The sequence below is a fragment of the Dyella japonica A8 genome, assembly GCF_000725385.1.
GTDB classification, from domain to species: Bacteria; Pseudomonadota; Gammaproteobacteria; order Xanthomonadales; family Rhodanobacteraceae; genus Dyella; species Dyella japonica_C.
The window spans coordinates 2,781,049-2,807,210 of sequence record NZ_CP008884.1 but is presented as its reverse complement, the minus strand read 5'-3'; the positions used below and the strand labels follow the sequence as shown (position 1 = coordinate 2,807,210).

At 64.7% G+C, this 26,162-nt stretch carries 23 protein-coding genes and 1 tRNA gene; 10 read left to right on the top strand and 14 right to left on the bottom strand.

Going from position 1 to position 26,162, the window contains the following annotated elements; all coding sequences use genetic code 11:
• Positions 1-118: 118 nt before the first annotated feature.
• From HY57_RS11735 to tpiA, 5 genes are all read right to left on the bottom strand, one after another.
• The gene (locus HY57_RS11735; RefSeq protein WP_019466808.1) at positions 119-904 is read right to left on the bottom strand and encodes a hypothetical protein; all 786 of its coding nucleotides are present in this window, start codon (positions 902-904) and stop codon (positions 119-121) included.
• Positions 905-1,152: 248 nt separating this feature from the next.
• Positions 1,153-1,485: a hypothetical protein gene (locus HY57_RS21600; RefSeq protein ID WP_144240816.1), complete on the bottom strand. Its 333-nt coding sequence runs from the start codon at positions 1,483-1,485 to the stop codon at positions 1,153-1,155.
• Positions 1,486-1,516: 31 nt separating this feature from the next.
• Positions 1,517-1,601, bottom strand: a tRNA-Leu gene (locus HY57_RS11730).
• Between the two features lie 11 nt (positions 1,602-1,612).
• Positions 1,613-2,059, bottom strand: coding sequence for a preprotein translocase subunit SecG (gene secG / locus HY57_RS11725; RefSeq protein WP_019466810.1), 447 nt, complete (start codon positions 2,057-2,059; stop codon positions 1,613-1,615).
• 25 nt (positions 2,060-2,084) lie between these two features.
• Positions 2,085-2,834 carry a triose-phosphate isomerase gene (gene tpiA / locus HY57_RS11720; protein ID WP_019466811.1) on the bottom strand — a complete coding sequence of 250 codons (750 nt, stop codon included), beginning with the start codon at positions 2,832-2,834 and terminating at the stop codon, positions 2,085-2,087.
• Between the two features lie 121 nt (positions 2,835-2,955).
• On the opposite strand from tpiA, the gene HY57_RS11715 reads away from it, so the two are divergent.
• Positions 2,956-3,771 carry an SDR family NAD(P)-dependent oxidoreductase gene (locus HY57_RS11715; protein ID WP_019466812.1) on the top strand — a complete coding sequence of 272 codons (816 nt, stop codon included), beginning with the start codon at positions 2,956-2,958 and terminating at the stop codon, positions 3,769-3,771.
• Between the two features lie 81 nt (positions 3,772-3,852).
• On the opposite strand, the gene HY57_RS11710 is transcribed toward HY57_RS11715, so the two are convergent.
• The 4 genes from HY57_RS11710 to orn form a co-directional block, all read right to left on the bottom strand.
• Positions 3,853-4,788, bottom strand: a complete 936-nt coding sequence (locus HY57_RS11710) for an isopenicillin N synthase family dioxygenase (protein ID WP_019466813.1) — start codon at positions 4,786-4,788, stop codon at positions 3,853-3,855.
• Positions 4,789-4,909: 121 nt separating this feature from the next.
• Positions 4,910-6,262 carry a phosphoglucosamine mutase gene (gene glmM, locus HY57_RS11705; protein WP_019466814.1) on the bottom strand — a complete coding sequence of 451 codons (1,353 nt, stop codon included), beginning with the start codon at positions 6,260-6,262 and terminating at the stop codon, positions 4,910-4,912.
• A 59-nt stretch (positions 6,263-6,321) separates the two neighbouring features.
• On the bottom strand, positions 6,322-7,230 hold the full coding sequence (gene folP, locus HY57_RS11700; protein ID WP_019466815.1) for a dihydropteroate synthase: 909 nt from the start codon (positions 7,228-7,230) through the stop codon (positions 6,322-6,324).
• 19 nt (positions 7,231-7,249) lie between these two features.
• Positions 7,250-7,810 (bottom strand): oligoribonuclease, encoded by a 561-nt coding sequence (gene orn, locus HY57_RS11695; RefSeq protein ID WP_019466816.1) that lies wholly within the window; start codon positions 7,808-7,810, stop codon positions 7,250-7,252.
• Between the two features lie 124 nt (positions 7,811-7,934).
• Between orn and sbcB the strand changes: the two genes are divergently transcribed.
• Positions 7,935-9,383 (top strand): exodeoxyribonuclease I, encoded by a 1,449-nt coding sequence (sbcB, locus tag HY57_RS11690; protein ID WP_019466817.1) that lies wholly within the window; start codon positions 7,935-7,937, stop codon positions 9,381-9,383.
• A 10-nt stretch (positions 9,384-9,393) separates the two neighbouring features.
• On the top strand, positions 9,394-10,080 hold the full coding sequence (locus tag HY57_RS11685) for a DUF2461 domain-containing protein (protein WP_019466818.1): 687 nt from the start codon (positions 9,394-9,396) through the stop codon (positions 10,078-10,080).
• Between the two features lie 227 nt (positions 10,081-10,307).
• Here HY57_RS11685 and HY57_RS11680 read toward each other — a convergent pair whose 3' ends face one another.
• Complete coding sequence (locus HY57_RS11680) at positions 10,308-11,219, bottom strand: LysR family transcriptional regulator (protein ID WP_019466819.1); 912 nt, start codon at positions 11,217-11,219, stop codon at positions 10,308-10,310.
• 293 nt (positions 11,220-11,512) lie between these two features.
• Positions 11,513-14,104: a bifunctional aconitate hydratase 2/2-methylisocitrate dehydratase gene (locus tag HY57_RS11675; RefSeq protein WP_019466820.1), complete on the bottom strand. Its 2,592-nt coding sequence runs from the start codon at positions 14,102-14,104 to the stop codon at positions 11,513-11,515.
• A gap of 578 nt (positions 14,105-14,682) precedes the next feature.
• Between HY57_RS11675 and acnA the strand changes: the two genes are divergently transcribed.
• Complete coding sequence (gene acnA / locus HY57_RS11670) at positions 14,683-17,433, top strand: aconitate hydratase AcnA (protein ID WP_019463727.1); 2,751 nt, start codon at positions 14,683-14,685, stop codon at positions 17,431-17,433.
• A gap of 171 nt (positions 17,434-17,604) precedes the next feature.
• On the opposite strand, the gene HY57_RS11665 is transcribed toward acnA, so the two are convergent.
• Complete coding sequence (locus HY57_RS11665; RefSeq protein WP_019463728.1) at positions 17,605-18,051, bottom strand: hypothetical protein; 447 nt, start codon at positions 18,049-18,051, stop codon at positions 17,605-17,607.
• 117 nt (positions 18,052-18,168) lie between these two features.
• On the opposite strand from HY57_RS11665, the gene HY57_RS11660 reads away from it, so the two are divergent.
• Positions 18,169-19,854 (top strand): long-chain-fatty-acid--CoA ligase, encoded by a 1,686-nt coding sequence (locus tag HY57_RS11660; RefSeq protein ID WP_019463729.1) that lies wholly within the window; start codon positions 18,169-18,171, stop codon positions 19,852-19,854.
• A gap of 161 nt (positions 19,855-20,015) precedes the next feature.
• On the opposite strand, the gene HY57_RS11655 is transcribed toward HY57_RS11660, so the two are convergent.
• Together HY57_RS11655 and HY57_RS11650 are read right to left on the bottom strand one after the other, a co-directional pair.
• Positions 20,016-20,384, bottom strand: a complete 369-nt coding sequence (locus HY57_RS11655; protein WP_019463730.1) for a PilZ domain-containing protein — start codon at positions 20,382-20,384, stop codon at positions 20,016-20,018.
• Between the two features lie 99 nt (positions 20,385-20,483).
• Positions 20,484-21,659 (bottom strand): DNA polymerase IV, encoded by a 1,176-nt coding sequence (locus HY57_RS11650; RefSeq protein WP_019463731.1) that lies wholly within the window; start codon positions 21,657-21,659, stop codon positions 20,484-20,486.
• Positions 21,660-22,129: 470 nt separating this feature from the next.
• Here HY57_RS11650 and HY57_RS11645 point away from each other — a divergent pair, with 470 nt between their 5' ends.
• The 5 genes from HY57_RS11645 (at position 22,130) to HY57_RS21845 (ending at position 26,148) form a co-directional block, all read left to right on the top strand.
• Positions 22,130-23,044, top strand: a complete 915-nt coding sequence (locus HY57_RS11645; RefSeq protein WP_026033675.1) for a segregation and condensation protein A — start codon at positions 22,130-22,132, stop codon at positions 23,042-23,044.
• A gap of 50 nt (positions 23,045-23,094) precedes the next feature.
• A complete protein-coding gene (gene scpB, locus HY57_RS11640; RefSeq protein ID WP_019463733.1) occupies positions 23,095-23,976 on the top strand; it encodes an SMC-Scp complex subunit ScpB in 882 nt (293 codons plus the stop codon).
• Positions 23,973-25,460: a pseudouridine synthase gene (locus HY57_RS11635; RefSeq protein WP_038579728.1), complete on the top strand. Its 1,488-nt coding sequence runs from the start codon at positions 23,973-23,975 to the stop codon at positions 25,458-25,460. The genes scpB and HY57_RS11635 overlap by 4 nt, the downstream gene beginning before the upstream one ends.
• A gap of 14 nt (positions 25,461-25,474) precedes the next feature.
• On the top strand, positions 25,475-25,822 hold the full coding sequence (gene arsC, locus HY57_RS11630) for an arsenate reductase (glutaredoxin) (protein ID WP_026033868.1): 348 nt from the start codon (positions 25,475-25,477) through the stop codon (positions 25,820-25,822).
• A gap of 158 nt (positions 25,823-25,980) precedes the next feature.
• On the top strand, positions 25,981-26,148 hold the full coding sequence (locus tag HY57_RS21845) for a hypothetical protein (RefSeq protein ID WP_019464933.1): 168 nt from the start codon (positions 25,981-25,983) through the stop codon (positions 26,146-26,148).
• The last annotated feature ends 14 nt before the right edge of the window (positions 26,149-26,162 follow it).

Genomic DNA, 26,162 nt, shown 5'->3' with positions numbered 1-26,162 from the left:
ATTGCTCGCCCTACCTTGAGACGACCGCGAGCGCCGTGGATTCGTTGAGCCCTTAATGACGCCGCATCGCTAGACGGTCGCTCAAGGTACAACACGACCCTGAAAACTTCTACGACAACTAATGAGCGAGCGACTTGGAGCCAGATGTAGCCCGGTCCAAAAACTCCTTGGTTTGCTTCGTGATGCGCTTCTGAATCGTGAAATCACCCTGAGGTGCCCACAGGTGTGTGCGTGCCTCAGTCGGGTTCTTGTAGCTCTGGTCAACCACAAGAGGCTCCCCGTCGTGATATGCCTTCCACAGTGCTTGGTGGAACGCAATCAGGAACCCCAATAACTTCTCGATCTGATCGATGGAAGTGACCGCGAATAGCTTATTGGCCTCGTCCTTATCGGAGTCTCGGTGGGCGAACCACTTGTCCCTGATCGCATCCAACTTCTCGGCATAGACCTGTCGGTGGGGCTTGATCTGCTTCCTCAACTCCCGGAAGTGTTGATCGGTCGGCTCGTGCTTTCCCTCCATGAAGGCCTCGATCCACTCAGCCCAATTGGCTGCCGCCCGCTCTTTGCGCGCACGAAGCGCGATGTGTGAGAACAACCTGCGGTTCTCATTGGCGCACTTGAGTAGCGAATGGATGGTGTGCCTGGAGCGATCATCAAAGATACGCCCAAGAGCGAGGAATAAGGCCGCCTGTAGGCTGGACAGCAAAGTTCTTGTAACGAGATCGTGGTTGTCGAAAAGCGTCCGCACTTCCGCACGCTGAGCGTATTCTGCGTGGAGCGTCATGAAGGCAAAGAAGTATTGGTTAGCCGCCTCCACCTCATCGCAAAACACTTGCAACCGATTCTCGAACTCCCGCTCCAACTGTGAATAGTCGGCGGACATGGCGTTCGTGAGGTTGCTCATAACGTTCATCCCAAAGGAGCCGCCAATAACTTACCAGCTCCCTCCCCGTCTGGAGGCGTTCCTCGTGGAGCTTCACCACCGAGAATGACGAGCTGTAGCATGATCGTGGGCTGGGCCGCTTTTGGACGCAGCGCGGTTCTGGAGGGAGTGCTTCGTACCATGTCGGCCCCTTCGTGTTGTACGTGGGACGACATTCGGACGAGATACGAATCCACCACAAGCCGCGCCTTACGATAGGTCTGCTGCGCTCAGCTTGGACGCTTCTCAGCAAGCCAGCGAACAGACACCGCACGAAGGGACGCCTGCTCAGCCTTAGCCTTGGCAAGTTGTTCCGCAGCCTGTCCGGCACCCACCGCATCCGCAGCGGCCTGCATCACCTTGCGCGTGCCCGCCGTTACCTTGCCCTGCTTGGCGTCGCGCTGCGCTTCGAGAGCGCGTAGGCATTTGCGGGGACCATTTTGTGTATGAAATTCGCTTTCATACACAAGAGCATACACAACAATCTGAGATTCGCTGAGACACCCTGAGAACCGCAGACACAAAAAAAACCCGCATATGCGTCGGGTTTTTTTGTGTTCCATGAGACTCACAGAGACTCGCTGAAACTTCGATTGGTGCCCAAGGGGGGACTCGAACCCCCACGCCTCTCGGCGCTACCACCTCAAGGTAGTGCGTCTACCAATTCCGCCACCTGGGCAGGTGTCTTACTTAGTTTTTCTTCGCCGGTTCCGTCGCGGCCGGCACGTCACCCGAGGGCTTGGCCGGAGCCGTGGCAGCGGGGACATCGCCCTGCGCCGGCTTCGTGGCCTGCGGGATTTCCGCGTTGGCCGGGGCGGCGGGCTGCGCATTCTGCGTTGCCGCCGGCTTGTTGGCAAGACCCGACATCACGCCCAGATCACTGCCGGTGTCGCTCTGCGCCTTGCCGTTGTGGCCCAGGTAGATACCCATGCCAAGGCTCAACGCGAAGAACAGCGCAGCGAGCACCGCAGTGGTGCGGGTGAGGAAGCTTGCCGAGCCACGCGCACCGAACACGGTGGCGGATGCGCCGCCGCCGAAACCGGAGCCCGCGTCCGCACCGGCGCCGCGCTGCATCAGGATCAGCACGATCATCGCCGCGGCGATCAGAATGTAGAAGACGCTGAAGATGACGAACATGGTTCTCTTTAAGAGTCCGTGGTGCTCAGTAGGCCGCCGCGCAGATCCCGAGAAAATCGGCCGATGCCAGCGAGGCGCCCCCGATCAACCCACCATCTACGTCCGGCTGCGCGAACAAGTCCGCAGCATTCGCCGCTTTGACACTTCCGCCGTAAAGCAGTCGGGTCAGACGGGCAATCATAGCATCTTCTTTTTCCAGTTGGCTACGGATGAACGCATGAACATGCTGGGCCTGCTCCGGCGTGGCGGTATGGCCAGTGCCAATGGCCCAGACGGGCTCGTAGGCGATCACGGCCGTATCGAAGCTGGCGATGCCGTCCAGCTCGATCACCGCCTTGAGCTGGCGCGCGACGACGGCTTCGGTAAGCCCGTTTTCGCGCTCGGCCAGCGTTTCACCCACGCAGAGAATCGGGGTGAGGCCACCGGCGCGCGCGGCTGCAAACTTGCGCGCCACCAGTTCGCTGGTTTCGTGGTGATACTGGCGACGCTCGGAGTGCCCGACCAGCACCCATTGCGCGCCCACGTCGGCCAGCATCGCCGCGGACACTTCGCCCGTATAGGCGCCCTGCCCCTGGTGCTCGCTCACATCCTGGCCACCGAAGCCGAGGCCGGAACCCGCATGCTGCGTCGCCAACTCGCCCAGGTACGGGAACGGCGGGATCACCACCACGTCGATATCGGGAGGCAGGGCCGCGGCGATGTCACCGACCAGGGCGGTCGCCATGCTGCGGCTACCATGCATCTTCCAGTTGCCGGCGACGAGTTTCTTGCGCATGCGCGTCTTCCCTTGCGTATAAACCCGAAAGCTTAACGTCCGACCATGCCACTGGCAACGAGGCAACGACAAGCCCTTGCCTTTACGGAAAAAATCAGAAGAACCACAAGGAGACCACTTGATGCCACCCAGCCGCCCACTCAGCCTGGTCACCGGCGCCTCTGCCGGCATCGGCGCCGCCTTTGCCCGCGAGCTTGCCGCCCAGGGCCACGACCTGGTGCTGACCGCACGCCGGGTGGAGCGGCTTGAGGCGTTGGCGCAGGAACTGCGAGACCAGCACCAGACCACAGTGACTGTGCTCCCTGCCGATCTGGCCGGCCCCGCCGCGGTACCCCGCCTATGCGAGGCACTGGATGCACGTGGACTTAGGGTGGACTGGCTCATCAACAACGCCGGTTACGGCGTGCCGGGCACGTTCGACGCCGCGCCGTGGCCAGTCCACGAGGCCTTTTTCCGTGTGCTGATGATCGCGCCTGCTGAACTGGCCTGGCGCCTGCTGCCGGGCATGCGCGAGCGCGGCTACGGCCGCATCGTCAACGTGGCCTCGCTGGCGGGGCATGCACCCGGCTCGGCGGGGCATACGCTGTACGCGGCGAGCAAGGCCTATCTGATCAAGTTCTCCCAGTCCCTCGCGCTGGAGAACAGGCAGCACGGCATCCACGTCTGTGCGCTCTGCCCGGGCTTCACATGGTCGGAATTCCACGATGTCACCGGCACTCGCCAGCTGATGAACAAGCTGCCGACATTCATGTGGCAGAGCGCCGAGGCGGTGGTGCGGGAGGGTTATGAGGCCACCGAGCGCGGCGACGTGGTGCACGTGACCGGACGCGTGAACCGCTTCATCAAGGCGATGATGAAGCTGCTGCCAGACAAATTCACGCTGTGGCTGTCGGCGAAGGAGTCGAAGCGGTATCGGGATCTGGGTGCGCTGGATTGAGGCATTTTTGAGCGGCCGTGGTGGGCTAGCCCCTCGCCCGAACCCTCTCCCCTAGGGGAGAGGGTGCCCATCCTGGCGTGATCAGATCAGCTTGATCTCACGCAAACGCTCAAGCAGATACTCGTGCGACGTGATGCTGGTGTCGTAGCGACTCGGATTGTCCGCCGTCACCGTCTGCGGCAGCGGATCCAGCACCACATCCGGGTTCGGATGCAGGAAGTACGGCACCGAGTAACGCGGCTTGCGCGAGTTCTCGTTCTGCGGATTCACCACGCGGTGCGAAGTGGACGGGTACACGTGGTTGGTCAGGCGCTGCAGCATGTCGCCGATGTTGACCACGATGGCATCGCCCTCGGTGGTGATCGGCAGCCACTCGCCCTCGCGCGTCAGCACTTCCAGGCCTTCCGCGCTGGCCCCCACCAGCAGCGTGATGAAGTTGATGTCCTCGTGGGCGCCTGCGCGCACGTTGGGGACGTTGTCTTCGGTGATGGGCGGGTAATGGATCGGGCGCAGAATGGAGTTGCCCTGGTCGATCTTGTCGTCGAAGAAATGCTCGGGCAGGTCGATGTGCAATGCCAGCGCGCGCAGCACGCGCGAACCTAGCTGGTCCAGCGCCTCGAACAGGCCGTAGCCGTTCTTCTGGAAATCCTTGATCTCCGACGGCCAGATGTTGGGCGGCATCACGTCGGCGAACTTCGAGTCGCGCGCGATCTCGCGGCCGATGTGCCAGAACTCCTTGAGGTCTGCGTACTTGCTGTCCTTCGCCGTTTCCACCTTGTACGGCGTGTAGCCGCGCGCGCCGCCACTACCCGGCACGTTGTACTTCATCTTCGTTTCGGCGGGCAGTGCGAAGAACTGCTGGAACGACTCGTAGGCGCCGTCGATCAGCTCGCGCGGAATGCCGTGCCCGCTGATGCAGCAGAAGCCGTATTCACGGTACGCGTTGCCCAGCTCGGCGACGAACGCGGCACGGTCCGTGTCGTAACGACGGATGTCGAGGGTTGGAACTTTCTTCATGGCTTGTCCACAGGTTGTGCGTGCGGTCCACTTGTCTGTCCGCCACCGCAGGGGCGGGGCACGTCGGGCCAATCCTTGGCGACCTGGGTGGGGCCTCTAGGCCCCCGAACTTCTTACAGGCTCACGAACGTTCTGCGGTGGATTTTACGACACCGGCCAGCTTTTCGGCCAACTGTCGGACTTCCGCCTCATCGGCCGCTTCCACCGTCACGCGGACCAGGGGCTCAGTACCGGAGGCACGCAGCACCACTCGGCCGCGACCGGACAAGGTGCGCTCGGTTTCGGCCAGCGCCTCACGCACCGGCTCGCTGTGCAGGGCCTCGCGGGCGCCATCGGCACGCACGTTGATCATGATCTGGGGCATCTTGCGCAAGCCTTGCCGCGCTTCGGCCAGGTCGGTGCCGGCATAGGCCAGTGCCTCAAGCACGGCCAGCGCGGAGACGATGCCGTCACCGGTGGTGGCGCGATCCAGGCACAGGATGTGACCGGACGTTTCGCCGCCCAGGTTGCCGCCATGCGCCTTGAGCTGCTGCAGCACGTAGCGGTCGCCTACATTGGCGCGGATCAGCTTCACATCGTGCTGGGCCAGCGCCAGTTGCAAGCCGTAGTTGCTCATCAGCGTGCCGACCACCGGGCCCAGCAGCAGTCCCTGTGCATGCCATGCGTTGGCCAGCACGAAAAGAATGTCGTCGCCGTCCGCCGGCTTGCCGTGGCGGTCGACCAGTTGGACGCGGTCGCCGTCGCCATCGAAGGCAATGCCGATGTCCGCGCCCTGCTCCACCACTGCACGCGCCAGCGCCTGCGGGTGGGTGGAGCCCACGTCGCGGTTGATGTTGAAGCCGTCGGGCCTGTCGCCGATGGTGGTCACCACCGCGCCGAGTTCGGTGAACACCTTGGGTGCGACTTGATAGGTCGCGCCGTTGGCGCAATCCACCACCATCCGGAGTCCGCGCAGGCTGAAATCCTCGGACACCGTCGACTTGCAGAACTCCGCGTAGCGCGTCACCGCATCCGCGATGCGGGTGGCCTTGCCGAGCTGTTCGGACGGAACCGTGGTGAACTCCAGCTCCAGTTCCTCCTCGATGGCCTGCTCCACATCGTCGGAGAGCTTCTCGCCGTTGGCCGAGAAGAACTTGATGCCGTTGTCGTGATGCGGATTGTGCGACGCACTGATCACGATGCCTGCATCGGCGCGCAGCGAGCGCGTCAGGAAGGCGACGCCCGGCGTGGGCATCGGCCCGAGCAGCGCCACGTCCGCCCCGGCGGCCACCAGCCCGGCCTCAAGCGCCGATTCGAACATGTAGCCGGACACGCGCGTGTCCTTGCCGATCAGCACCTTCGGCCTGGCACGGCCGGTGCGCACCAGCACCACGCCAATGGCGCGGCCCAGTCGCAGCATGAAATCCGCACTGATCGGCCACTGGCCCACCAGGCCGCGGATGCCGTCAGTTCCAAAATACTTCCGTTGCGTCATGGCACTGCTCCTACGGGCATCGGCGCCTGCCTGCACCGGCGCCCCCTGCTTTCCAATGTTTATTCGTCGTCCGGCCAGCGCGGCGCGGAAGGTTTGTCGTCCCGGCGCGCCGGCTTGTCACCGGCCTGCACGGCATGCCACACGGCCAACGCGTCGACCGTAGCCGCCACATCATGAACGCGAACCATGCGGGCACCGCGCTGCACCGCGATGACGGCAGCCGCGACGGACCCGGCCACGCGGTCGGCAGGCACCTGCCGCCCGGTCATCGCGCCGATCATGGATTTTCTCGACATGCCGACATAGACGCCACTGCCAAGATTCGCAAAGCGCTCCAGCGCGCGCAGCAGGGCGAGATTGTGTTCCAGGTTCTTGCCGAAGCCGAAGCCAGGGTCGACCATGACCTTGCGGCGATCGATGCCGGCCAGCTCGCAGGCGAACAGCCGGTCGGTGAGGAAGCGGTGCACGTCGCCGACCACATCATCGTAGTGCGGGTCGTCCTGCATGCCGCGAGGCTCGCCCAGCATATGCATGAGGCACACCGGCACGCCAAGCGTTGCGGCGGCATCCAGCGCGCCTTCGCGCCGCAGTGCATAGACATCGTTGATCATGCCGGCGCCGGCGGCCACGGCGGCACGCATCACCTCCGGCTTGGACGTATCGATGGCGAGCGGCACGCTCGTGCGCGCAGCCAATTGCTCGATCACCGGCAGGACACGGGCGAGTTCTTCCTCGAAGGGCACATCCTCCGCACCGGGCCGGGTCGACTCGCCGCCGATGTCGAGCATGTCCGCCCCCTCTTCCACCATGCGCAGGCCGTGCGCGACGGCCTCGTCGACCGACGCATGGCTGCCGCCGTCGGAAAACGAATCGGGCGTGACATTGAGGATGCCCACCACGCGCGGGCGGTCGAGTTTGAGCGAGCGACCGTTGCAATCAAGCACGGGAGCAAACAGATCAAGGGACATGATGACTCCCGGAAAGGCGTCAGGACTCGCCGCCGAGCGGCCCCATGAAGCGTCGGTAATAGCGCAGCTCGTCGATGGAGTCGCGAATGTCGGACAAGGCCGTATGCGCCGACTCCTTGGAAAAGCCCTTGCCGATGGCCGGCGCCCAGCGGCGCGCGAGCTCCTTCAGCGTGGAGACGTCGAGATTGCGGTAATGGAAATAGCGTTCGAGGCGTGGCATCTGGCGATGCAGGAAGCGGCGGTCCTGGCAGATGGAGTTGCCGCACATCGGCGACTTGCCGGCCGGCACCCAGTCCTTGAGGAAATCGAGCGTGGCCTGCTCCGCGTTGAGATGGTCGTCAGCGGAGGCGACCACCTGGTCCCACAGGCCCGAGCGGCGATGCTGGTTGCGGTTCCACGCATCCATGGCTTCCAGCCGTTCCAGCGGGTGCCGGATCGCGAACACCGGACCTTCCGCCAGAACGCGAAGATCCTTGTCAGTGACAATGGTGGCGATCTCGAGGATGGAGTCGTTGTCCGTGTCGAGACCGGTCATTTCCAGATCGATCCAGATCAGGTTGTCTTCGTTCGCTTGGCTCATGCGCCCTCCTGGCCGTGAAGTCTAGCAGCAGCCGGCGCGCCGGGCCCCTGATTCCGGGCGCATTCCCGCAACGTCACCACGGAGCCGCATGGAGCAGGCAGGAAGGCCATGCGATGATCGGCCCATGCAGACCTTCTTCTGGCACGACTACGAGACTTTCGGCGCCGACCCCTGGCGCGACCGCCCGGTCCAGTTCGCCGGCATCCGCACCAACATGGATCTAGAGGTCGTCGGCGAGCCCGTGATGTTTTTCGGCAAGCCCCCGCGCGAGATGCCGCCGCATCCCGACGCCTGCCTGATCACCGGCATCACCCCACAGCAAGCCGAGCGAGAGGGTTGCCTGGAGGCGGATTTCGCGGCCCGCGTGCACGAGCAGCTTGCCCAGCCGGGCACCTGCGGCGTGGGTTACAACTCGCTGCGGTTTGACGACGAAATAGGCCGTCAGCTGTTCTACAGAAACATGTTCGAGCCCTACGGACGCGAGTGGGAGAACGGCAACTCGCGCTGGGATCTGATCGACCTGGTGCGCATGTGCCAGGCGTTGCGCCCCGAAGGCATCGAGTGGCCCAGGCGCGAGGATGGCTCACCCAGCTTCAAGCTGGAGCACCTGGCCGCCGCCAATCACCTGCGGCAGGAGCGCGCACATGACGCCCTGTCCGATGTGTACGCACTGATCGACCTGGCGCGCCTGCTGCGGGTCCGCCAGCCCCGCCTGTGGGACTGGTATTTCAACCTGCGACGCAAGCAGCGCGTGTTCGAAATGCTCGACGTGGTCGCCATGACGCCGGTCGTGCATGTGTCCTCGCGCTATCCGGCCAGCCGGCATTGCCTGGCCGTGATCGCGCCACTCGCCGCGCATCCGAGCCGGCCGGCGGAGATCATCGTGTACGACCTCGCGGGGGATCCTTCCGAACTGCTGGCGCTGGACGAGGACGAGATCGCCGATCGCGTGTTTACGGCACGCGCCGACCTGCCCGAGGGCGTCGAGCGGATTCCGCTGCGTACCGTGCGCGCGAATCGCGCGCCCGCACTGGCGCCACTTTCAACGCTGAAAGGCGTGGATCTCCAGCGGCTGCAGATCGACCTCGACAAGATCCAGGCGCATCGCGACATGCTCGCTTCCGCCGATGGGCTGGCCGCCAAGTTGCGCCGGGTCTTCCAGCGTGCGGCGGACTTGCCGCCCCCGTCGGACCCGGAGCTCGCCCTTTATGGCGGGTTCCTGCCGGATGCGGACAAGCGCTTGCTCGCCGACATCCGTGCCACGCCACCGGAACAACTGGGGCAGCGCGCCTTTCCGTTCCGCGACCCGCGCTACCCGGAACTGCTGTTCCGCTACCGCGCGCGTAACTGGCCCGAAACGCTCAGCCTTGACGAACAGGCGCGCTGGCTGGCCTTCTGTCGCGATCGCCTGACCCGCCCCACGCCGTTGACCAATCTGACGCTCGACGAGTATTTCGTACGCATCGCAGCGCTGCGTACGGACGCCGCGCATCAGGACAAACTCGGCATCCTCGACCAGCTGCAAGCCTGGGGCGAGATGCTGTCCGCCGATATCGCCCCACTGACCGCCTGACCACCTCACCATGGCCAAGACCTATTTTTCGCCTGCCACCTTTCGTTTCCTGCGTTCGCTGGACCGCAACAACAATCGCGAGTGGTTCCACGCGCACAAGGCCGAGTACGAGCGTGACGTGCGTGATCCTTTCCTTGCGCTGATCACCGACCTGCAAGCGCCGTTGTCGAAAATCAGCAAGCATTACCGGGCCGACCCGCGCAAGAACGGTGGCTCGCTGTTCCGCATCCACCGCGACACGCGCTTTTCCAACGACAAGCAGCCCTACAAGCCGTGGCAGGGCGCGCGCTTTTTCCATGAGCGCCGCCATGAGATTCCGGCGCCGTCCTTCTATGTGCATATCCAGCCGGGCGATTGCTTCGCCGGTGGCGGCATGTGGCATCCGGAATCGGATGCGCTGAAGAAGATCCGCGAATTCCTTGCCGACAATCCCGAGGCATGGAAGCGTGCCACGCGCAGCAAGGCCTTTCGCGATCACTTCCAGTTCTGGGGCGAGTCGCTCAGTCGGCCGCCGCGTGGATTCGACGCGAACCACGAGCTGATCGACGACATCAAGCGCAAGGATTTCGCCTGCGGCGAAGGGTTCGACGAGAAGCTGGCCTGCTCCACTGAGCTATTGCCATGGCTGGCGGATACGTACAAGCGCGTGGCGCCGATGATTGATTATCTGTGTGCGTCGCAGGAACTGGATTTCTGACGCCCCCTCGACCTCTCCTTCTCGTCATCCCGGCGCACCCCAAAAAGGGGCAAGGGCCGGGATCCAGTAGACGTATCGTTAGGTTTTCGCCAAGGAGCAACTGCCTTCTGGCCTGCGCGACAACCGGTGCTCATCGCTACTGGATCCCGGCCTTCGCCGGGATGACGGCGTGGGGGCTGAGGCCTAGCTGTCTTTGCCCCTGACCACGGGCGCGACACACGCGCCGCTCAACTCGCCTCGTCCACCAGCTTCAACCCCGGCCTCTGCTTGGCGAGCTTGCGCAACAACACCGCGAAGTTCTGCAAGTCGACATGCCATGGCGAGGCTTCACGCCAGTACAGAGCGATCTCGCGTCCGGGCGCCTGCCCCTTGAGCTTGGCGAGCACGACGTTGGGCATGGAGGCGAGACGGTCGTGGGCCAGTGCGGGCACAAGCGCATAACCGCCACGCAGCTCCACCAGCGCGGCCAGGCTTTCCAGACTCACATCCTGCACGTGGCCGCCGCCGAGTACGTCTTCGCAGTGGCTTTCGGTCATCAGCGTGGCGTCGCTGGCCTCGAGCTGCTCGATGCCCACGCTGCGCTTGCCGGCAAGTGCGTGATCGGCACGGAACATCACTTCCCAGGGTTCGAAGAACAGCGGACGCATCGCCACGCCACTGACCGGGGCAACACGCGGCGCAAGTACGGCGTCGAGTTCGCCTTCGTTCAAACGGCGCAGCAGGCCACGCGGCTTGCCTTCGGACAGGCTGAGGCGCGTACCAGCGAAATGCTGGGGAAACGGCGCAATCAGATGCGGTAGCAGGTAAGGACCCAACGATGCGGGTACACCGAGCCGCAGCTCGCCACCGAAGGCGACCTCACCCGCACGCGCCACCTGTTGTAGATGCTCAGCCGCAGCCAGTACGGCGTCGATCTGTTCGAGTAGTCGCTGTCCACCCGCCGTCGGCACAATGCGGCGACCGCCGCGCTCGAACAACGGTGCACCCAGCGCCTGCTCCACCTTCTGCACCTGATGCGAGAGGCCCGACGGGCTGATGTGCATGGCTCGCGCGGCGCTGTTGAAGCTGCCGTGACGGCGCACGGCCTGCACCAGCATCAGGTCGCGGAGCGAGACTACCGAGAGGTGGGAGGAGATCATCCGCGGGGTGCTGGCCTGGCCTTTGACGGTGAAAGCATAAACGACGACGCGCCGAACCGCCCCTCACCGTCATTCCCGCGAAAGCGGGAATCCAGTGTCTCCCTCCCCTTTCGTCTGCGTCCCTCCAAGAGCAAAGGCGCTGGATGACCAACCATTCGGTTGTTGAAATGCACATCCCGCTCTTGCGGGAATGACGGTGAGGGATGTTTTGGCGGTCGAACGAAATCCGGCACAAAAAAGAAAGGGCGGCTTGCGCCGCCCTTCCCTAGCCATCTTGCGAAGGCTTACCGCTCTCAGGCGCTGACCGTATTGGCCACGTCCTGGTAGTCGGCGATCTTGTCGAAGTTCATGTACTTGTAGATCTTCTCGCCATTGGCGTTGATCACGCCGATGTCCGCCATGTACTCCGCCTTGCTCGGGATCTTGCCCAGACGCGAGCAGATCGCGGCCAGTTCGGCCGAACCCAGGTACACGTTGGAGTTCTTGCCCAGGCGGTTGGGGAAGTTGCGGGTGGAGGTGGAGAACACCGTGGCACCCTCGCGCACCTGCGCCTGGTTGCCCATGCACAGCGAGCAACCCGGCATTTCCATGCGGGCGCCAGCGGTGCCGAGCACGCCGTAGTGGCCTTCCTCGGTCAGCTGCTCCTGATCCATCTTGGTCGGCGGAGCCACCCACAGACGGGTCGGGATGTCGCGCTTGCCTTCCAGCAGCTTGGAAGCTGCACGGAAGTGGCCGATGTTGGTCATGCACGAACCGATGAACACTTCGTCGATCTTGGCGCCAGCCACGTCGGTCAGCGTCTTCACGTCGTCCGGATCGTTCGGGCAAGCCACGATGGGCTCGTGCACGTCGGCCAGGTCGATCTCGATGACCGCGGCGTATTCGGCATCCGCATCGCGCTCCAGCAGCTGCGGATTGGCGAGCCAGGCTTCCATCGCCTTGATGCGGCGCTGCAGGCTGCGCGGGTCCTTGTAACCCTGGGCGATCATGACCTTCAGCAGCGTGATGTTGCTGGTCATGTATTCAATGATCGGCGCCTTGTCGAGGTGCACCGTGCAACCAGCGGCGGAACGCTCGGCCGAGGCATCGGACAGCTCGAACGCCTGCTCCACCTTGAGGTTCGGCAAACCTTCGATTTCCAGGATGCGGCCGGAGAAGATGTTCTTCTTGCCCTGCTTGGCAACGGTCAGCAGACCCTGCTTGATGGCGTACAGCGGGATGGCGTTGACCAGGTCACGCAGGGTGACGCCCGGCTGCAGCTCGCCCTTGAAGCGCACCAGCACGGATTCGGGCATGTCCAGCGGCATCACGCCCGTGGCGGCGGCGAAGGCCACCAGGCCCGAGCCGGCCGGGAACGAAATACCGATGGGGAAGCGCGTGTGGCTGTCGCCGCCGGTGCCGACGGTGTCGGGCAGCAGCATGCGGTTGAGCCAGGAATGGATCACGCCGTCGCCCGGGCGCAGCGAGATGCCACCACGGGTGCTGATGAATTCCGGCAGCGTGTGGTGGGTCTTCACGTCCACCGGCTTCGGATAGGCGGCGGTGTGGCAGAACGACTGCATCACCAGGTCGGCCGAGAAGCCCAGGCAGGCCAGGTCCTTCAGCTCGTCGCGGGTCATCGGGCCGGTGGTGTCCTGCGAACCCACCGAGGTCATCTTCGGCTCGCAGTAGGTGCCCGGACGGACGCCCTGGCCTTCCGGCAGGCCGACGGCGCGGCCGACCATCTTCTGCGCCAGCGTGAAGCCCTTGCCGGTGTCGACCGGCTGCTGCGGCAGGCGGAACAGCGTGGAGACCGGCAGGCCCAGCGCTTCGCGCGCCTTGGCGGTAAGGCCACGGCCGATGATCAGCGGAATGCGGCCACCGGCGCGCACTTCGTCGAACAGCACATCGGACTTCACCTGGAACTCGGCGATCACTTCGCCGTTCTTCAGCGCCTTGCCTTCATAGGGGCGCAGTTCGACCACGTCGCCCATCTCCATCTTGGAGACGTCCAGTTCGATCGGCAGCGCGCCAGCGTCTTCCATGGTGTTGTAGAAGATCGGGGCGATCTTGCTGCCCAGGCACACACCGCCGAAGCGCTTGTTCGGGATGAACGGGATGTCTTCGCCGGTCCACCACAGCACGGAGTTGGTGGCGGACTTGCGGCTGGAGCCGGTGCCGACCACGTCACCCACATAGGCCACCAGGTGACCCTGCTTGGTCAGGTCCTGGATCAGCTGGATCGGACCGCGCTTGCCGTCTTCTTCCGGCTGGAACGGCGCGCCGTCGCGCTTGTTCTTCAGCATGGCCAGCGCGTGCATCGGGATGTCCGGGCGCGTGGTGGCGTCCGGGGCCGGCGACAGGTCGTCGGTGTTGGTTTCGCCCGGCACCTTGAACACGGTGACGGTCAGGCTTGCCGGCACTTCCGGCTTGCTGGTGAACCACTCGGCGTCGGCCCAGCTCTGCAGCACAGCCTTGGCGTTGGCGTTGCCCTTGTCGGCCTTTTCCTTCACGTCATGGAAGGCGTCGAACATCAGCAGGGTGTGCTTGAGCGCGTTGGCGGCGACGGTGCCGATCTGAGCGTCGTCGAGCAGCTCGATCAGCGGATGGATGTTGTAACCGCCCAACATGGTGCCGAGCAGTTCGGTGGCCTTCTCGCGCGAGATCAGCGCGCTCTTCTCGGTGCCGAACGCCACGGCCGCCAGGTAGGACGCCTTGACCTTGGCCGCGTCGTCCACGCCGGCCGGCACGCGGTTGGTGATCAGGTCGACCAGGAAGGCTTCCTCACCGGCGGGCGGGTTCTTCAGCAGCTCGATCAGGTCGGCGGTCTGCTGGGCCGACAGCGGCAGCGGCGGAATACCCAGCGCGGCGCGCTCGGCAACATGTTGGCGGTAGGCGTTAAGCATGTGGTCTCGTCCGGTGAACTAGATCAAAGAGTTGGCGGGCGGTTGTTCGCACAACCGCGGCGGAGGTCGCCCAAGGGGAGGTTTCCGCGTGGCCGCCATCGGCGCTCGACAAGGCGCAAGGCCTTGTCGCCATGCCGTTTTTGGCAGCATGTCAGCCCGCTATTTTGCCAGCCGGACCCTAGGCGCCGCAACGCGAGACAACGCTTCCGGCAGCGTTCGAAATCTTGCAATGCGAATGTGGCGCAATCCCCATTCGGGTCTCTTGCGGGATCCGGCTTTTGGCCCAAACTGAATGGCAAAGCACGCCAACGGAGATGTCATGCGTCCCTCGGTCCCCACGCTCGTCATTCCGGCGCAGGCCGGAATCCAGAAGCGACCGTGTCCGGTTGTCGCGGGGCGTCAGGTGGCTGGGGCCTTCGCGAAAACCAAACCATGACGTCACTGGATCCCGGCCTGCGCCGGGATGACGGCATTGAAGGGTGAGGTCATTCTTGCAATTCCCCTCACGTTCCGTGCCTTAGGATCCCCAAGCTACGCGTCCGCGCGTTCGCCAGACTCACGCAACAGGAGTTAGCCCCATGCTGGATTCATTCGCCACCCGCGACACCCTCACTGTCAACGGCAGCCAGTACCAGATCGCCAGCCTGACCAAGCTCGGCCAGCGCTTTGACCTCAAGACCCTGCCCTTTTCGCTGAAGATCCTGCTGGAGAACCTGTTGCGCCACGAGGACGGCGTCAACGTCACGGCCAAGGAGATCGAGGCCGTGGCCAACTGGAACGCCAAGGCCGAGCCTGACACCGAAATCGCCTTCATGCCCGCCCGCGTGGTGCTGCAGGACTTCACCGGCGTGCCTTGCGTGGTGGACCTGGCCGCCATGCGCGACGCGGTGGTGAAACTGGGCGGCGATGCCAAGCAGATCAATCCCTTGGCGCCGGCGGAACTGGTGATCGACCACTCCGTGCAGGTCGACGTGTACGGCTCCGAGTCCGCGCTGGAGAAGAACGTCGAGATCGAGTTTCAGCGCAACCAGGAGCGCTACGCCTTCCTGCGCTGGGGCCAGAAGGCGTTCGACAACTTCAAGGTGGTGCCGCCGCGCACCGGCATCGTGCACCAGGTGAACCTGGAGCATCTGGCCCGCGTGGTGTTCACCGCCCAGAAGGACGGCGCGCGGTGGGCCTATCCGGACACCGTGTTTGGCACCGACTCGCACACCACCATGATCAACGGCATCGGCGTGCTGGGCTGGGGCGTGGGCGGTATCGAGGCGGAAGCGGCCATGCTAGGCCAGCCCTCGTCCATGCTGATTCCGCAAGTGGTGGGCTTCAAGCTGAAGGGCAAGCTGTCCGAAGGCGTCACCGCGACGGACCTCGTACTCACCGTCACCCAGATGCTGCGCAAGCTCGGCGTGGTGGGCAAGTTCGTGGAGTTCTTCGGCAGCGGCCTGAAGCACCTCGCCCTGGCCGACCGCGCCACCATCGGCAATATGGCCCCGGAATACGGCGCCACCTGCGGCATCTTCCCGATCGACCAGGAAGCGCTGAACTACCTGCACCTGTCGGGCCGCAGCGAGGAGCAGATCCGGCTGGTCGAGGCCTATGCCAAGGCCCAGGGCCTGTGGCATGACGAAAACGCGGCGGAACCGCGCTTCACCACCACCCTGGAACTGGACCTGGCCGACGTGAAGCCCTCGCTGGCCGGCCCCAAGCGCCCGCAGGACCGCGTGTTGCTGGAAGGCGTGCAGAAGAGCTTCCAGGATGCCGTTGGCCCGCTCACCGCGAACCGCCGTCCGCGTTCTGAGGACGCCTCGGCTTTCATCGCCGAAGGTGGCTCCGCAGCCATCGGCAATCCAGCCAACGACATCACCGATACCGGGGTGCGCGTGGAGAAGGACGGTGCATCCTTCAAGCTCGGCGACGGCGCGGTGGTGATCGCCGCGATCACCTCGTGCACCAACACCTCCAACCCCAGCGTGATGCTCGGCGCGGGCCTGGTCGCCAAGAAGGCCGCGGCCAAGGGCCTGAAGGCGCAGCCGTGGGTGAAGACCTCCATCGGCCCGGGCTCCAAGGTGGTCACCGACTACCTGGAAAAGACCGGCCTGCTGAAGGAGCTGGAGAAGGTCGGCTTCTTCATCGTCGGCTACGGCTGCACCACCTGCATCGGTAACTCCGGCCCGCTGCCGCCCGAGATCAGCAAGGGCATCGCCGAGGGTGATCTGGCCGTGGCGTCGGTGTTGTCGGGCAACCGCAACTTCGAAGGCCGCGTGCATCCCGAAGTGAAGATGAACTACCTGGCCTCGCCGCCGCTGGTGGTCGCCTACGCGCTGGCGGGCACGCTCGACGTCGACCTCAGCAAGGATCCGCTGGGCACGGGCAGCGATGGCAAGCCGGTGTACCTCAAGGACATCTGGCCGACCAACCAGGAGATCTCGGACGTCGTGGGCAGCGCCCTCAATCCCGAGATGTTCGAGAAGAGCTACGCCGATGTGTTCAAGGGTGACACCCGCTGGAATCACATCGCCTCGCCGGATGGCGACGTGTACAAGTGGGACGACTCCACCTACATCAAGAACCCGCCCTACTTCGAAGGCATGAGCAAGGAGCCGGGTACCATCGAGGATGTCCACGGCGCGCGCGTGCTCGGCCTGTTTGGCGACTCGATCACCACTGACCACATCTCGCCGGCCGGCTCGATCAAGAAGGACAGCCCGGCGGGTCGTTTCCTTATTGCCAAGGGTGTGGATCCGAAGGACTTCAACTCCTACGGCTCGCGTCGCGGCAACGACGACGTGATGGTGCGCGGCACCTTCGCCAACATCCGCATCAAGAACCTCATGCTGGACGGCGTGGAGGGCGGCTACACCCTGTACGTGCCGAGCGGCGAGCAGATGGCGATCTACGATGCGGCCATGAAGTACAAGGCCGACAAGACGCCGCTGGTGGTCCTCGCCGGCAAGGAATACGGCACCGGTTCGTCACGTGACTGGGCGGCCAAGGGCACCCTGTTGCTGGGCGTGAAGGCGGTGATCGCCGAGAGCTTCGAGCGCATCCACCGCTCCAACCTGGTGGGCATGGGCGTGCTGCCGCTGCAGTTCGAGGACGGCCAGAACGCGCAGTCGCTGGGCCTGACCGGCAAGGAAACCTTCGACATCACCGGCCTCGACGGCGGCGAATCGAAGACCGCCAAGGTCACCGCCACCGGTGCCGACGGCAAGAAGAAGGAGTTCACCGTGAAGGTGCTGCTGCTCACGCCGAAGGAGCGCGAGTTCTTCCGTCATGGCGGCATCCTGCAGTACGTGCTGCGGCAGCTGGCGGGGAAGAACGCGACCTGATTGTTGGGCTAGTGCCTCCGGGTAAGGAGAAAACGCCGCCATCGTGCGGCGTTTTCCTTGGTCGCGACACACTCCCTGTAGGAGCGCACTTGTGCGCGACCGTAGCGTTGGGTCGTCACAGCTCCGTAGGCTTGTCGCGCACAAGTGCGCTCCTACAGGGAAGCGCGCAACCTACCCACCGGAGGTCCACGTCGCCGAATAACACCGCCATTCGCGCCCATCCTTCCGCCACCCCGTCTCGACCTGGTAAACCCCGATGTTGGACGGCAGCATCCGGCCGCCGCTGGTGAGCGTGACCGTGAAGCGGGCGACATAGCGATCCCCATGCGGCTCGACCTCGATAGGCCCGGTCAACGCGTGGATGGTTTCGCCACGAAACGATGCGGCGCGCAGCAGGTCAAGCAGCCGCCGGCGTTCCATCTCGTCATGGTTCCCGTTGAAATCATCGCTCAGGACATCGCCGAGCGCCGAAGCGTTGGCTTGCTCGGCCGCATGCTCGGCCTTTTCGATACCCAGCCGAACCCGACTTTCGTCGGGCGTGCGGTGACAGGCCGAGAGGCCGGCCACCAGCAAGAGGCAAAGCAGCGGATTTGCAAGCCATTTTGGCAGCTGGGACATCAAGAATCCTCGTTGCGGCGCGGCTTGCCGCTGTACGCGAGCGTATGCTCCAATGCCGCGTCACTATCTTGCCCTACGTTGCGGCGGGCAGACACATACAGGAGCGTTGGATCCAACATGAGCATTGAGCGTCCGTGGCTGGCCCATTACCCGGAAGGCGTTCCCCCGCAGATCGACGTCAACCAGTACGCCTCGGTCGCAGCGGTCGTGGAAGAAGCCTTCGAACGCTTCCGCCACCGCCCCGCGTTCACTAGCTTCGGCAAGATTCTCAGCTACGGCCAGGTCGATGAGCTGAGCCGTCAGTTCGCCGGCTACCTCACCGGCACGCTCAAGCTGAGCAAGGGCGACCGCATCGCGATCATGATGCCCAACGTGCTCCAGTACCCCATCGCCCTGTTCGGCGCGCTGCGCGCCGGTCTGGTGGTGGTGAACACCAACCCGATGTACACCGCGCGCGAACTCAAGCACCAGCTTGAGGACTCCGGCGCCAAGGCCATCGTGGTGCTCGACAATTTCGCCTCGACGCTGCAACAGGTGGTGGCGGACACCCACGTCGAGCACATCATCACCACCGGCATCGGCGACCTGCTGGGCGCCAAGGGCGTGCTGATCAACTTCGTGCTCAAGCACGTCAAGAAGATGGTGCCAGCCTATAGCTTGCCGACCGCCGTGCGCTTTGCCGACGCCCTGTCGCAAGGTGCCCCGCACCCGCTGCCGAAGGTGCAGTTGGGTCACGACGACCTCGCCTTCCTGCAGTACACCGGCGGCACCACCGGCGTGGCCAAGGGCGCGATGCTGTCGCACGGCAACATGGTCGCCAACATGATGCAGGCCGGCGCCTGGATCGGCAAAAACGTGAAGCCGGGCGAAGAGGTCATCATCACCGCCCTGCCGCTGTACCACATCTTCTCGCTCACGGCGAACGGCCTGGTGTTCATGCGCCTGGGTGGCCTGAACTGGCTGATCACCAACCCGCGCGACATGCCCGCCTTCGTCAAGGAGCTGAAGAAGTCGAAGTTCACCGCACTCACCGGCGTCAACACGCTGTTCAACGGCCTGCTCAACACGCCCGGTTTCGCCGACGTGGATTTCTCGCGCCTGCATCTCACCCTGGGCGGTGGCATGGCGGTGCAGCGCGCCGTCGCGGAGCGCTGGAAGAAGGTCACCGGCTGCACGCTGGCCGAAGCCTATGGCCTCACCGAAACCTCGCCGGCCGCCTGCATCAATCCGCTGGACCTGAAGGATTACAACGGCTCCATCGGCCTGCCGATTCCTTCCACCGATGTCGCCATCTGGTCGGAAGACAACCAGCCGTTGCCTATCGGCGAGGTGGGTGAGCTGATGGTGAGCGGCCCGCAGGTGATGAAGGGTTACTGGCAGCGTCCCGATGAAACCGCCAAGGTGCTGGGCCCCGATGGCTGGCTGCACACCGGCGACGTCGCCCGCATGGACGAGAGCGGCTACGTCTACATCGTCGACCGCAAGAAGGACATGATCCTGGTGTCCGGCTTCAACGTGTATCCCAATGAAGTCGAAGACGTGGTCATGCAGCACCCCGGCGTCGCCGAGGTCGCGGCCGTCGGCGTGCCGGACGAGCATTCCGGTGAAGTGGTGAAGCTGTTCGTGGTGCGCAAGGATCCCAAGCTCACAGTGGAAGAGCTCAAGAAGTTCTGCCACGACAACCTCACCGGCTACAAGCGCCCGAAGATCATCGAGTTCCGCGATTCGCTGCCCAAGAGCAACGTGGGCAAGATCCTCCGCCGCGAGCTGCGCGACGAGAAGAAGACCGCAGCGGCGAGCTGATGGCCAGCAGTTGAATGCAGCGGGGTGAGTGGCGAAAGAAAACCTCGCTCCCGCCCAAATAAAAAGCCCGGCATCATGCCGGGCTTTTTATTTGACAACCGTGGTAATCAGAGCAGGGAGCGGAGGACGCGAGGGTCTCTCTCTCTACTCACTCCTGCCCCTCAGTCGTGCCACATCTCCAGGATGTCCGCATAACCGCCCAACAGGTTCCACAACGGCACCTGCTTGTCCTCGGGAATGCGCGTATAGGCAAACCCGAGGTGACGGTCGGAGATCCGCGCCACCTGCGCCTCCAGATGAATGTGCAGGTCGTGCCCGAAGATCATGTCGAGGATCCAGCTCTGCCCCTGCTCGCCATGCCAGCCCAACGGGCGGCGCAGCAGTACGCCAGTCGCGGAAATATCCACCAGCTCGGTAGGGTGCGATTCGTCGCCACGGCTCATCAGCACTGTGGTTTCGATCCGCATGCGCGCGGGGCGCAACTGCTCCGAATCGGAGCGGCTCCTGGCTTTGTCTTCCGCCTTGCTCATCCTGTTCTTTCTCCCCACGTCAGGCGCCCGAAGGCACCGCGATCGCTTCATCCTGAAGAACACGTCCCATTAGTCAATGTGGCGTGCCTCCGTCCAACTTCAATCCCGCCCCCGCGTCCTCAGCACGCCTGCTCGAACCAGGCTCCCCGTGCCAAACCGCGAGTTGATCCGGTCCTGCACCTGGTCGGTCACGCGCCGGTCGGGCGCATCATCGAACAGATCCTGCTGTCGCTTGGCCGCAAAGCCCGACAGGCTCACGCCCAGCAGGCGCAGCCGCGGTCGCCGCTGCGCCCTCCACCACGTGCCAAGCAAGGCTTGTGCCAATTTATAGAGATCGCCGGCAGATGCACTGGGCGCCGGCAACTGGGCCTGCCGGGTATACGTCTCGAACGGCGGCTCGCGGAGCTTCACCACCACGGTGCGCCCCTGCAGCCCCTGCTGTCGCGCCCTCGCCGCGATCCGCTCGCAATGCCGGAGCAGCCAGGCTTCGGCCATCGCCAGCTCCGCCACATCCACGTCGAAGGTGTGCTCCGCACCGATGGATTGTTCAGCCTGCGCCGGTTCGACGCAACGGTCGTCCTCTCCCCGCGCAAGCGCCTGCAGGCCCGCAACCTGACGCCCTAGCGCACTCGCCAGACGTACCGTGTCACATGCTGCCAATTCACCAATGGTGCGGATGCCCAGCCGATGCAGGGCCTGCTCGGTCACCTTGCCTACGGTCCACAGCCGCCCCACCGGCAACGGAGCCAGCTCCGCGGCGGCGCTCCCGGCCGCCATGCGATGGAAGCCATCCGGCTTGGAGATCTCGCTGGCCAGCTTGGCCAGCAGCTTGTTGGGGCCCATGCCCACCGAGGCGTTCAGCTGCGTGCGTTCTCGGATGGCCTGCTTGATCCGCCGCCCGATGACCTCTATCGATCCCAGCAGGCGCTGGCTGGCGGTGACGTCCAGAAAGGCCTCGTCGAGCGAAAGCCCCTCGACCAGCGGCGTCACCTCATGGAACACCTCGAATACCTGGTCGGAAACCGCCTCGTAGCGGGCCAGGTCCGGCCACACGTAGACCCCGTCAGGGCACAGGCGGCGCGCCTGCGCCGTGGACATGGCCGAGCGCACCCCGAAACGGCGGGCCTCGTAACTGCAGGTCGAGACGACGCCGCGAGGCCCCAGTCCGGCCACGATCACCGGGAGCCCGCGCAGCTCCGGGCGGTCGCGCTGTTCCACGGACGCATAGAATGCGTCCATGTCGACGTGGATGATGGCGCGTTCATCGGGCAGCATGACGGCTGTATTTTGCCGTTACGCGCGGGCGCGGTGTACTGGACTTGCCCGGCGGCAGCGGCTAATCTTGGAGTCGCCAGGGTTACAAGGGTGCGCGCACGATCGGACAGGATCGACCGCTACGGCACCCGTCCCGATGCACTCAGCCGACCGATTGAGAAGCCAGTGACGCAGGTTTCGTCACGTTATGGCTCGCGCCTATTGTCGTGGTCCAGACACGCCAGAGACGCTCAAGGGTCGCTCACGGCCAGCCTGATCGAAACGCCGCCCGCGCGATTTCATCATGCATGCCCGCGACGGTGACGCCATGCGCACCGGCTAGGCATCGCGCAAGTCAGTTTCAACGGATCGCGCCTCTTGGCCACGATCCGGGCGGGGACATTCGTCCAGCGAATGCCGGTGGGACAAACCGTTTCCTAACGTGTTGAACGCAGAGCAAGCCGTCGTGGACGGCCCAACGACATGCATTGATGAGCACTGAGCCAGTCGAGCCTCAGGCGGTCACCGCACCGCAGGACGCGTTTGCGTCGGTACCTCAACAGCAGGAAATGCCGCTGGCCATCGTGCGCGGCGAACCGCTGTTGCAGATGCCGCAGGACCTGTACATCCCGCCGGACGCGCTCGAGGTCATCCTCGAATCGTTCGAAGGGCCGCTCGACCTGCTGCTGTACCTGATCCGTCGGCAGAACCTGGACATCCTGGACATCCCTGTCGCCGAGATCACCCGGCAGTACATGGATTACATCGAAATGATGCGCGACGTGATGCGCCTGGAGCTGGCCGCCGAATACCTGCTGATGGCGGCCATCCTCGGCGAGATCAAATCGCGCTTGCTGCTGCCCCGGCCACCGGCTGAGGAAGGTGTGGAAGAAGACCCCCGCGCCGACCTGATCCGTCGCCTGCAGGAGTACGAACGCTTCAAGAAGGCCGCGGAGGATATCGACGCCCTGCCCCGCATGGAGCGCGATTTCGCCCCCGCCCACGCCGAAACGGGCGAGCGCAACGTGATCAAGCTGCCGCCGCCGCTCGATCTGAAAGAGCTGCTGCTGGCCCTGAAGGACGTGATGCGCCGGGCCGAGCTGTTCGGTCATCACGCCATCAAGCGCGAGGCGCTGAGTGTTCGACAGCGTATGGGCGAACTGCTGGGCCGCCTGACCAGCGACCGGACGTTCCAGCGCTTCGAAACGCTGTTCGACGTCACCGAAGGTCGCCTGGGCGTGGTCGTCACCTTCTTGTCCGTGCTTGAGCTGGCCAAGGAAATGCTGGTGGAGATCGTGCAGGAAGAACCACTGGGACCGATTTACGTCAGGGCGAAGGTAACGAGCGCTGAAGAGGCCGCCGAAGACCTGTTCGCCGACGACGAGCCGGCCACCGCTGCCGAATAAGCAGCCTGGCCTTTCACCATTCACCGAAGCATCGCATCCCATCCGAGGCTATGCAGATCGAACAACTCAAACCCATCATCGAGGCGGCGTTGCTGGCATCCACCCAGCCGATGACCGTGCCTCAACTGCTGGAACTGTTCGGCGAAGAGGACGAGGTCGGCCGCGAAGAGATCGGCAGAACCCTCGAGGCCCTCGCGGAAGACTGCGCCCACCGCGGCGTCGAGTTGCGCGAGGTGGGCTCGGGTTTCCGCTATCAGGTGAAGCAGCACGTGCATCCGTGGATTTCCCGGATGTGGACCGAAAAGCCCAGCCGCTACTCGCGCGCCCTGCTGGAAACCCTGGCCCTGATCGCCTATCGCCAGCCGATCACCCGCCCGGAAATCGAGCAGATCCGCGGCGTGGTGGTGTCCTCCAACATCATCAAGACGATGGAAGAGCGCGAATGGATCCGCGTGGTGGGCTACCGCGACGTGCCCGGCAAGCCCGCGCTGTTCGGCACCACGCGCGCCTTCCTCGACTACTTCAACCTGAAGTCGCTCGATGAGTTGCCGCCGCTGTCGGAAATCCGCGACATGGAGGACCCGCAGATGAGCATCGCGCCGGAACCGCTGCCTGCCCATGTGGCGCGCGACCTACCGATCGACCCGGACGAAGAAGACGAAACCCTGGTGGTTGCCGGCGAAGACACCGAAACCGACGTCACCGAACCCGCCGGGCATCATGCCCCGGCAACCCACGGTACTGAGGGCGAAGCCCCCGGCGCCGTCGAAGAGCCCCATCATGAAACACCCGAGGCGATGGAAGTCGCCTCTTCCGAACCCGGCGCTGCCACGCACGCCGAGCCCCAAGCTGACACTGCCGACGAGGCAGCGACCCACGCGGACGCCGACCAAGGCGACGCCACGCAAGACACCGAGGAGTACCGCGCATGACTGCGCCACAGAAATCCGTTTTGACCCTCAAGCGCGCACCGCGCGACGAAAGCACCCCCGCCATCGAGGAGCGCCTGCACAAGGTGCTCGCCAACGCAGGCCTCGGCTCGCGCCGCATGCTGGAGCAGCGTATCCAGGCCGGTGAAGTCGAACTCAACGGCACGCCCGCCACCATTGGCGCCAGCGTGCACGCGGGTGACCGCGTCGTGCTCGACGGCAAGCAGTTCATCGTTGCCACCGACAACCGCGACGAGACCGAAGTGCTGGTCTACCACAAGCCCGAAGGCGTGGTGACCACGCGCGAAGATCCCGAAGGCCGCCCCACCGTGTTCGAACAGCTGCCGCGCCTGAAGGGTGCGCGCTGGGTCGCCGTGGGTCGCCTGGACATCAACACCACCGGCCTGCTGCTGCTCACCACCGACGGCGAACTCGCCAACGCGTTGATGCACCCCAAGAGCGGCCTCGAGCGCGAATACCTGTGCCGCGTGCACGGTGAAGTGCCTGACGAAATCATCGAGAAGCTCAAGGCTGGCGTGGAACTGGAAGACGGTCCCGCCCGCTTCGACGAAATCGCCGTGATCAGCCGCGGCGGCAGCCATAGCTGGTTCCGTGTGGTGATCCGCGAAGGCCGCAACCGCGAAGTGCGCCGCCTGTGGGATTCGCAGGGCTTCCTGGTGAGCCGCCTCAAGCGCATCCGCTACGGCAGCGTGGAACTTCCGCGCGCACTGCGCCGTGGCGATTGCGAATCGCTGGGCGAGGAGACCGTCAAGGAACTGCGCAAGACCACTGGCCTCGGCGCACCGCAGCCGGTGCTCACGCTGAGCCCGGTGCTGCACCAGCGCCGTGCCCCGCGCAACGTCACCGAATATCGCCCCGCAGGCGGCGCCAGCGGCTCCTATAGCGCGGGCTACCAGGACGAAGCGCGCGAACTGCGCGCCTATGACCGCATTCGCGAAGAGCCTGCGCGCGGCAAGCAACAGCGCCGTCGCCCCGGCAAGGAAGTGAACGGCAACGTTGCCCGCCCGGAGCGCTCGGGCGGCGGCGGCATGCAGCGCAAGAACCGTCGTGGCGTGGCCCCGGGCCAGGAGCTGCCGTCGGTGCGCACCTGGTTCGCCGGTGAGTCGCGCGAAGGCGGCGGCGCTGGCGGTCGTGGCGGCGCGGCAGGTAACCGTCGCGGCCCGGCGGCGGGCGGTCGTGGTGGCGCAGCGGGCGGCAAGCCGTTCGGTAACCGCGCTGGCGGTGCGGAAGGACGCAGCGGCAGCCCCTACGGCGGCTTTGGCGGCGGTGCCGGTGGCAACCGTGGTGGCAAGCCCGGCGGTCGCCCGGGTGCTGGCCAGGGTGGCCAGGGCGGTCGTCCGCAGGGTCGTGGCGGCAACCGTCCGCACGGCGGTGCGGGTGGTCGTCCGCAGAGTGGTGGCCGTCCGCACGGCGGTGGTGGTGGTGGTGGCGGTAGCCGTGGCGGCAACCGCTCGGGTAATCGTTGAACGAGCCAGACACCGTGACCGTCCGCATCTATCACAACAGCCGCTGTTCCAAGTCGCGCGCCACCCTGGCGTTGCTCGAAGAGCGTGGCGTGGCGTGCGACGTGGTGAATTACCTCGACACGCCGCCCAGCACCGTCGAGCTGACGCAGCTGCTCGACATGCTGGGCATGACACCGCGTGAGCTGATGCGCAAGAGCGAGGCCGAGTACACCGAACTCGGCCTCGATGATCCCTCGCTCGACGACACGACACTCATCGCAGCGATGGCGAGCCACCCGCGCCTGATCGAACGCCCCATTGTGGTGTCGAACGGCAAGGCCGCGCTTGGACGTCCGCCCGAAGCGGTGCTGTCCATTCTGTAATACCGATGAATCCCTGCCGGTGGCAGGGATTCATCCATCACGCTTCCACTTTTCTGCCCTTCCCTTCGGGCTCATGCGCCAGCACGTCGCCCGACTGGCATCCGAGGAACTCGCCGATCTAGCTCAGCGTTTCGAAACACGTCGGCGATCAACTGATCGTGCTACCGGCCATCGCCATCACGCTCGGCAGCGCCGGCCAGGGCACCAACTTGCTCGGCGGGGGCATCCTGCCATCCTTCGATCAAGGAACCATCGATTTCCGGCGCATGCAGTTCGAGGCGGGAAAGCCATTGTCGAAAACAACGGCCAGGCCGCGCGCGGCATAACCACGCACGGCCGA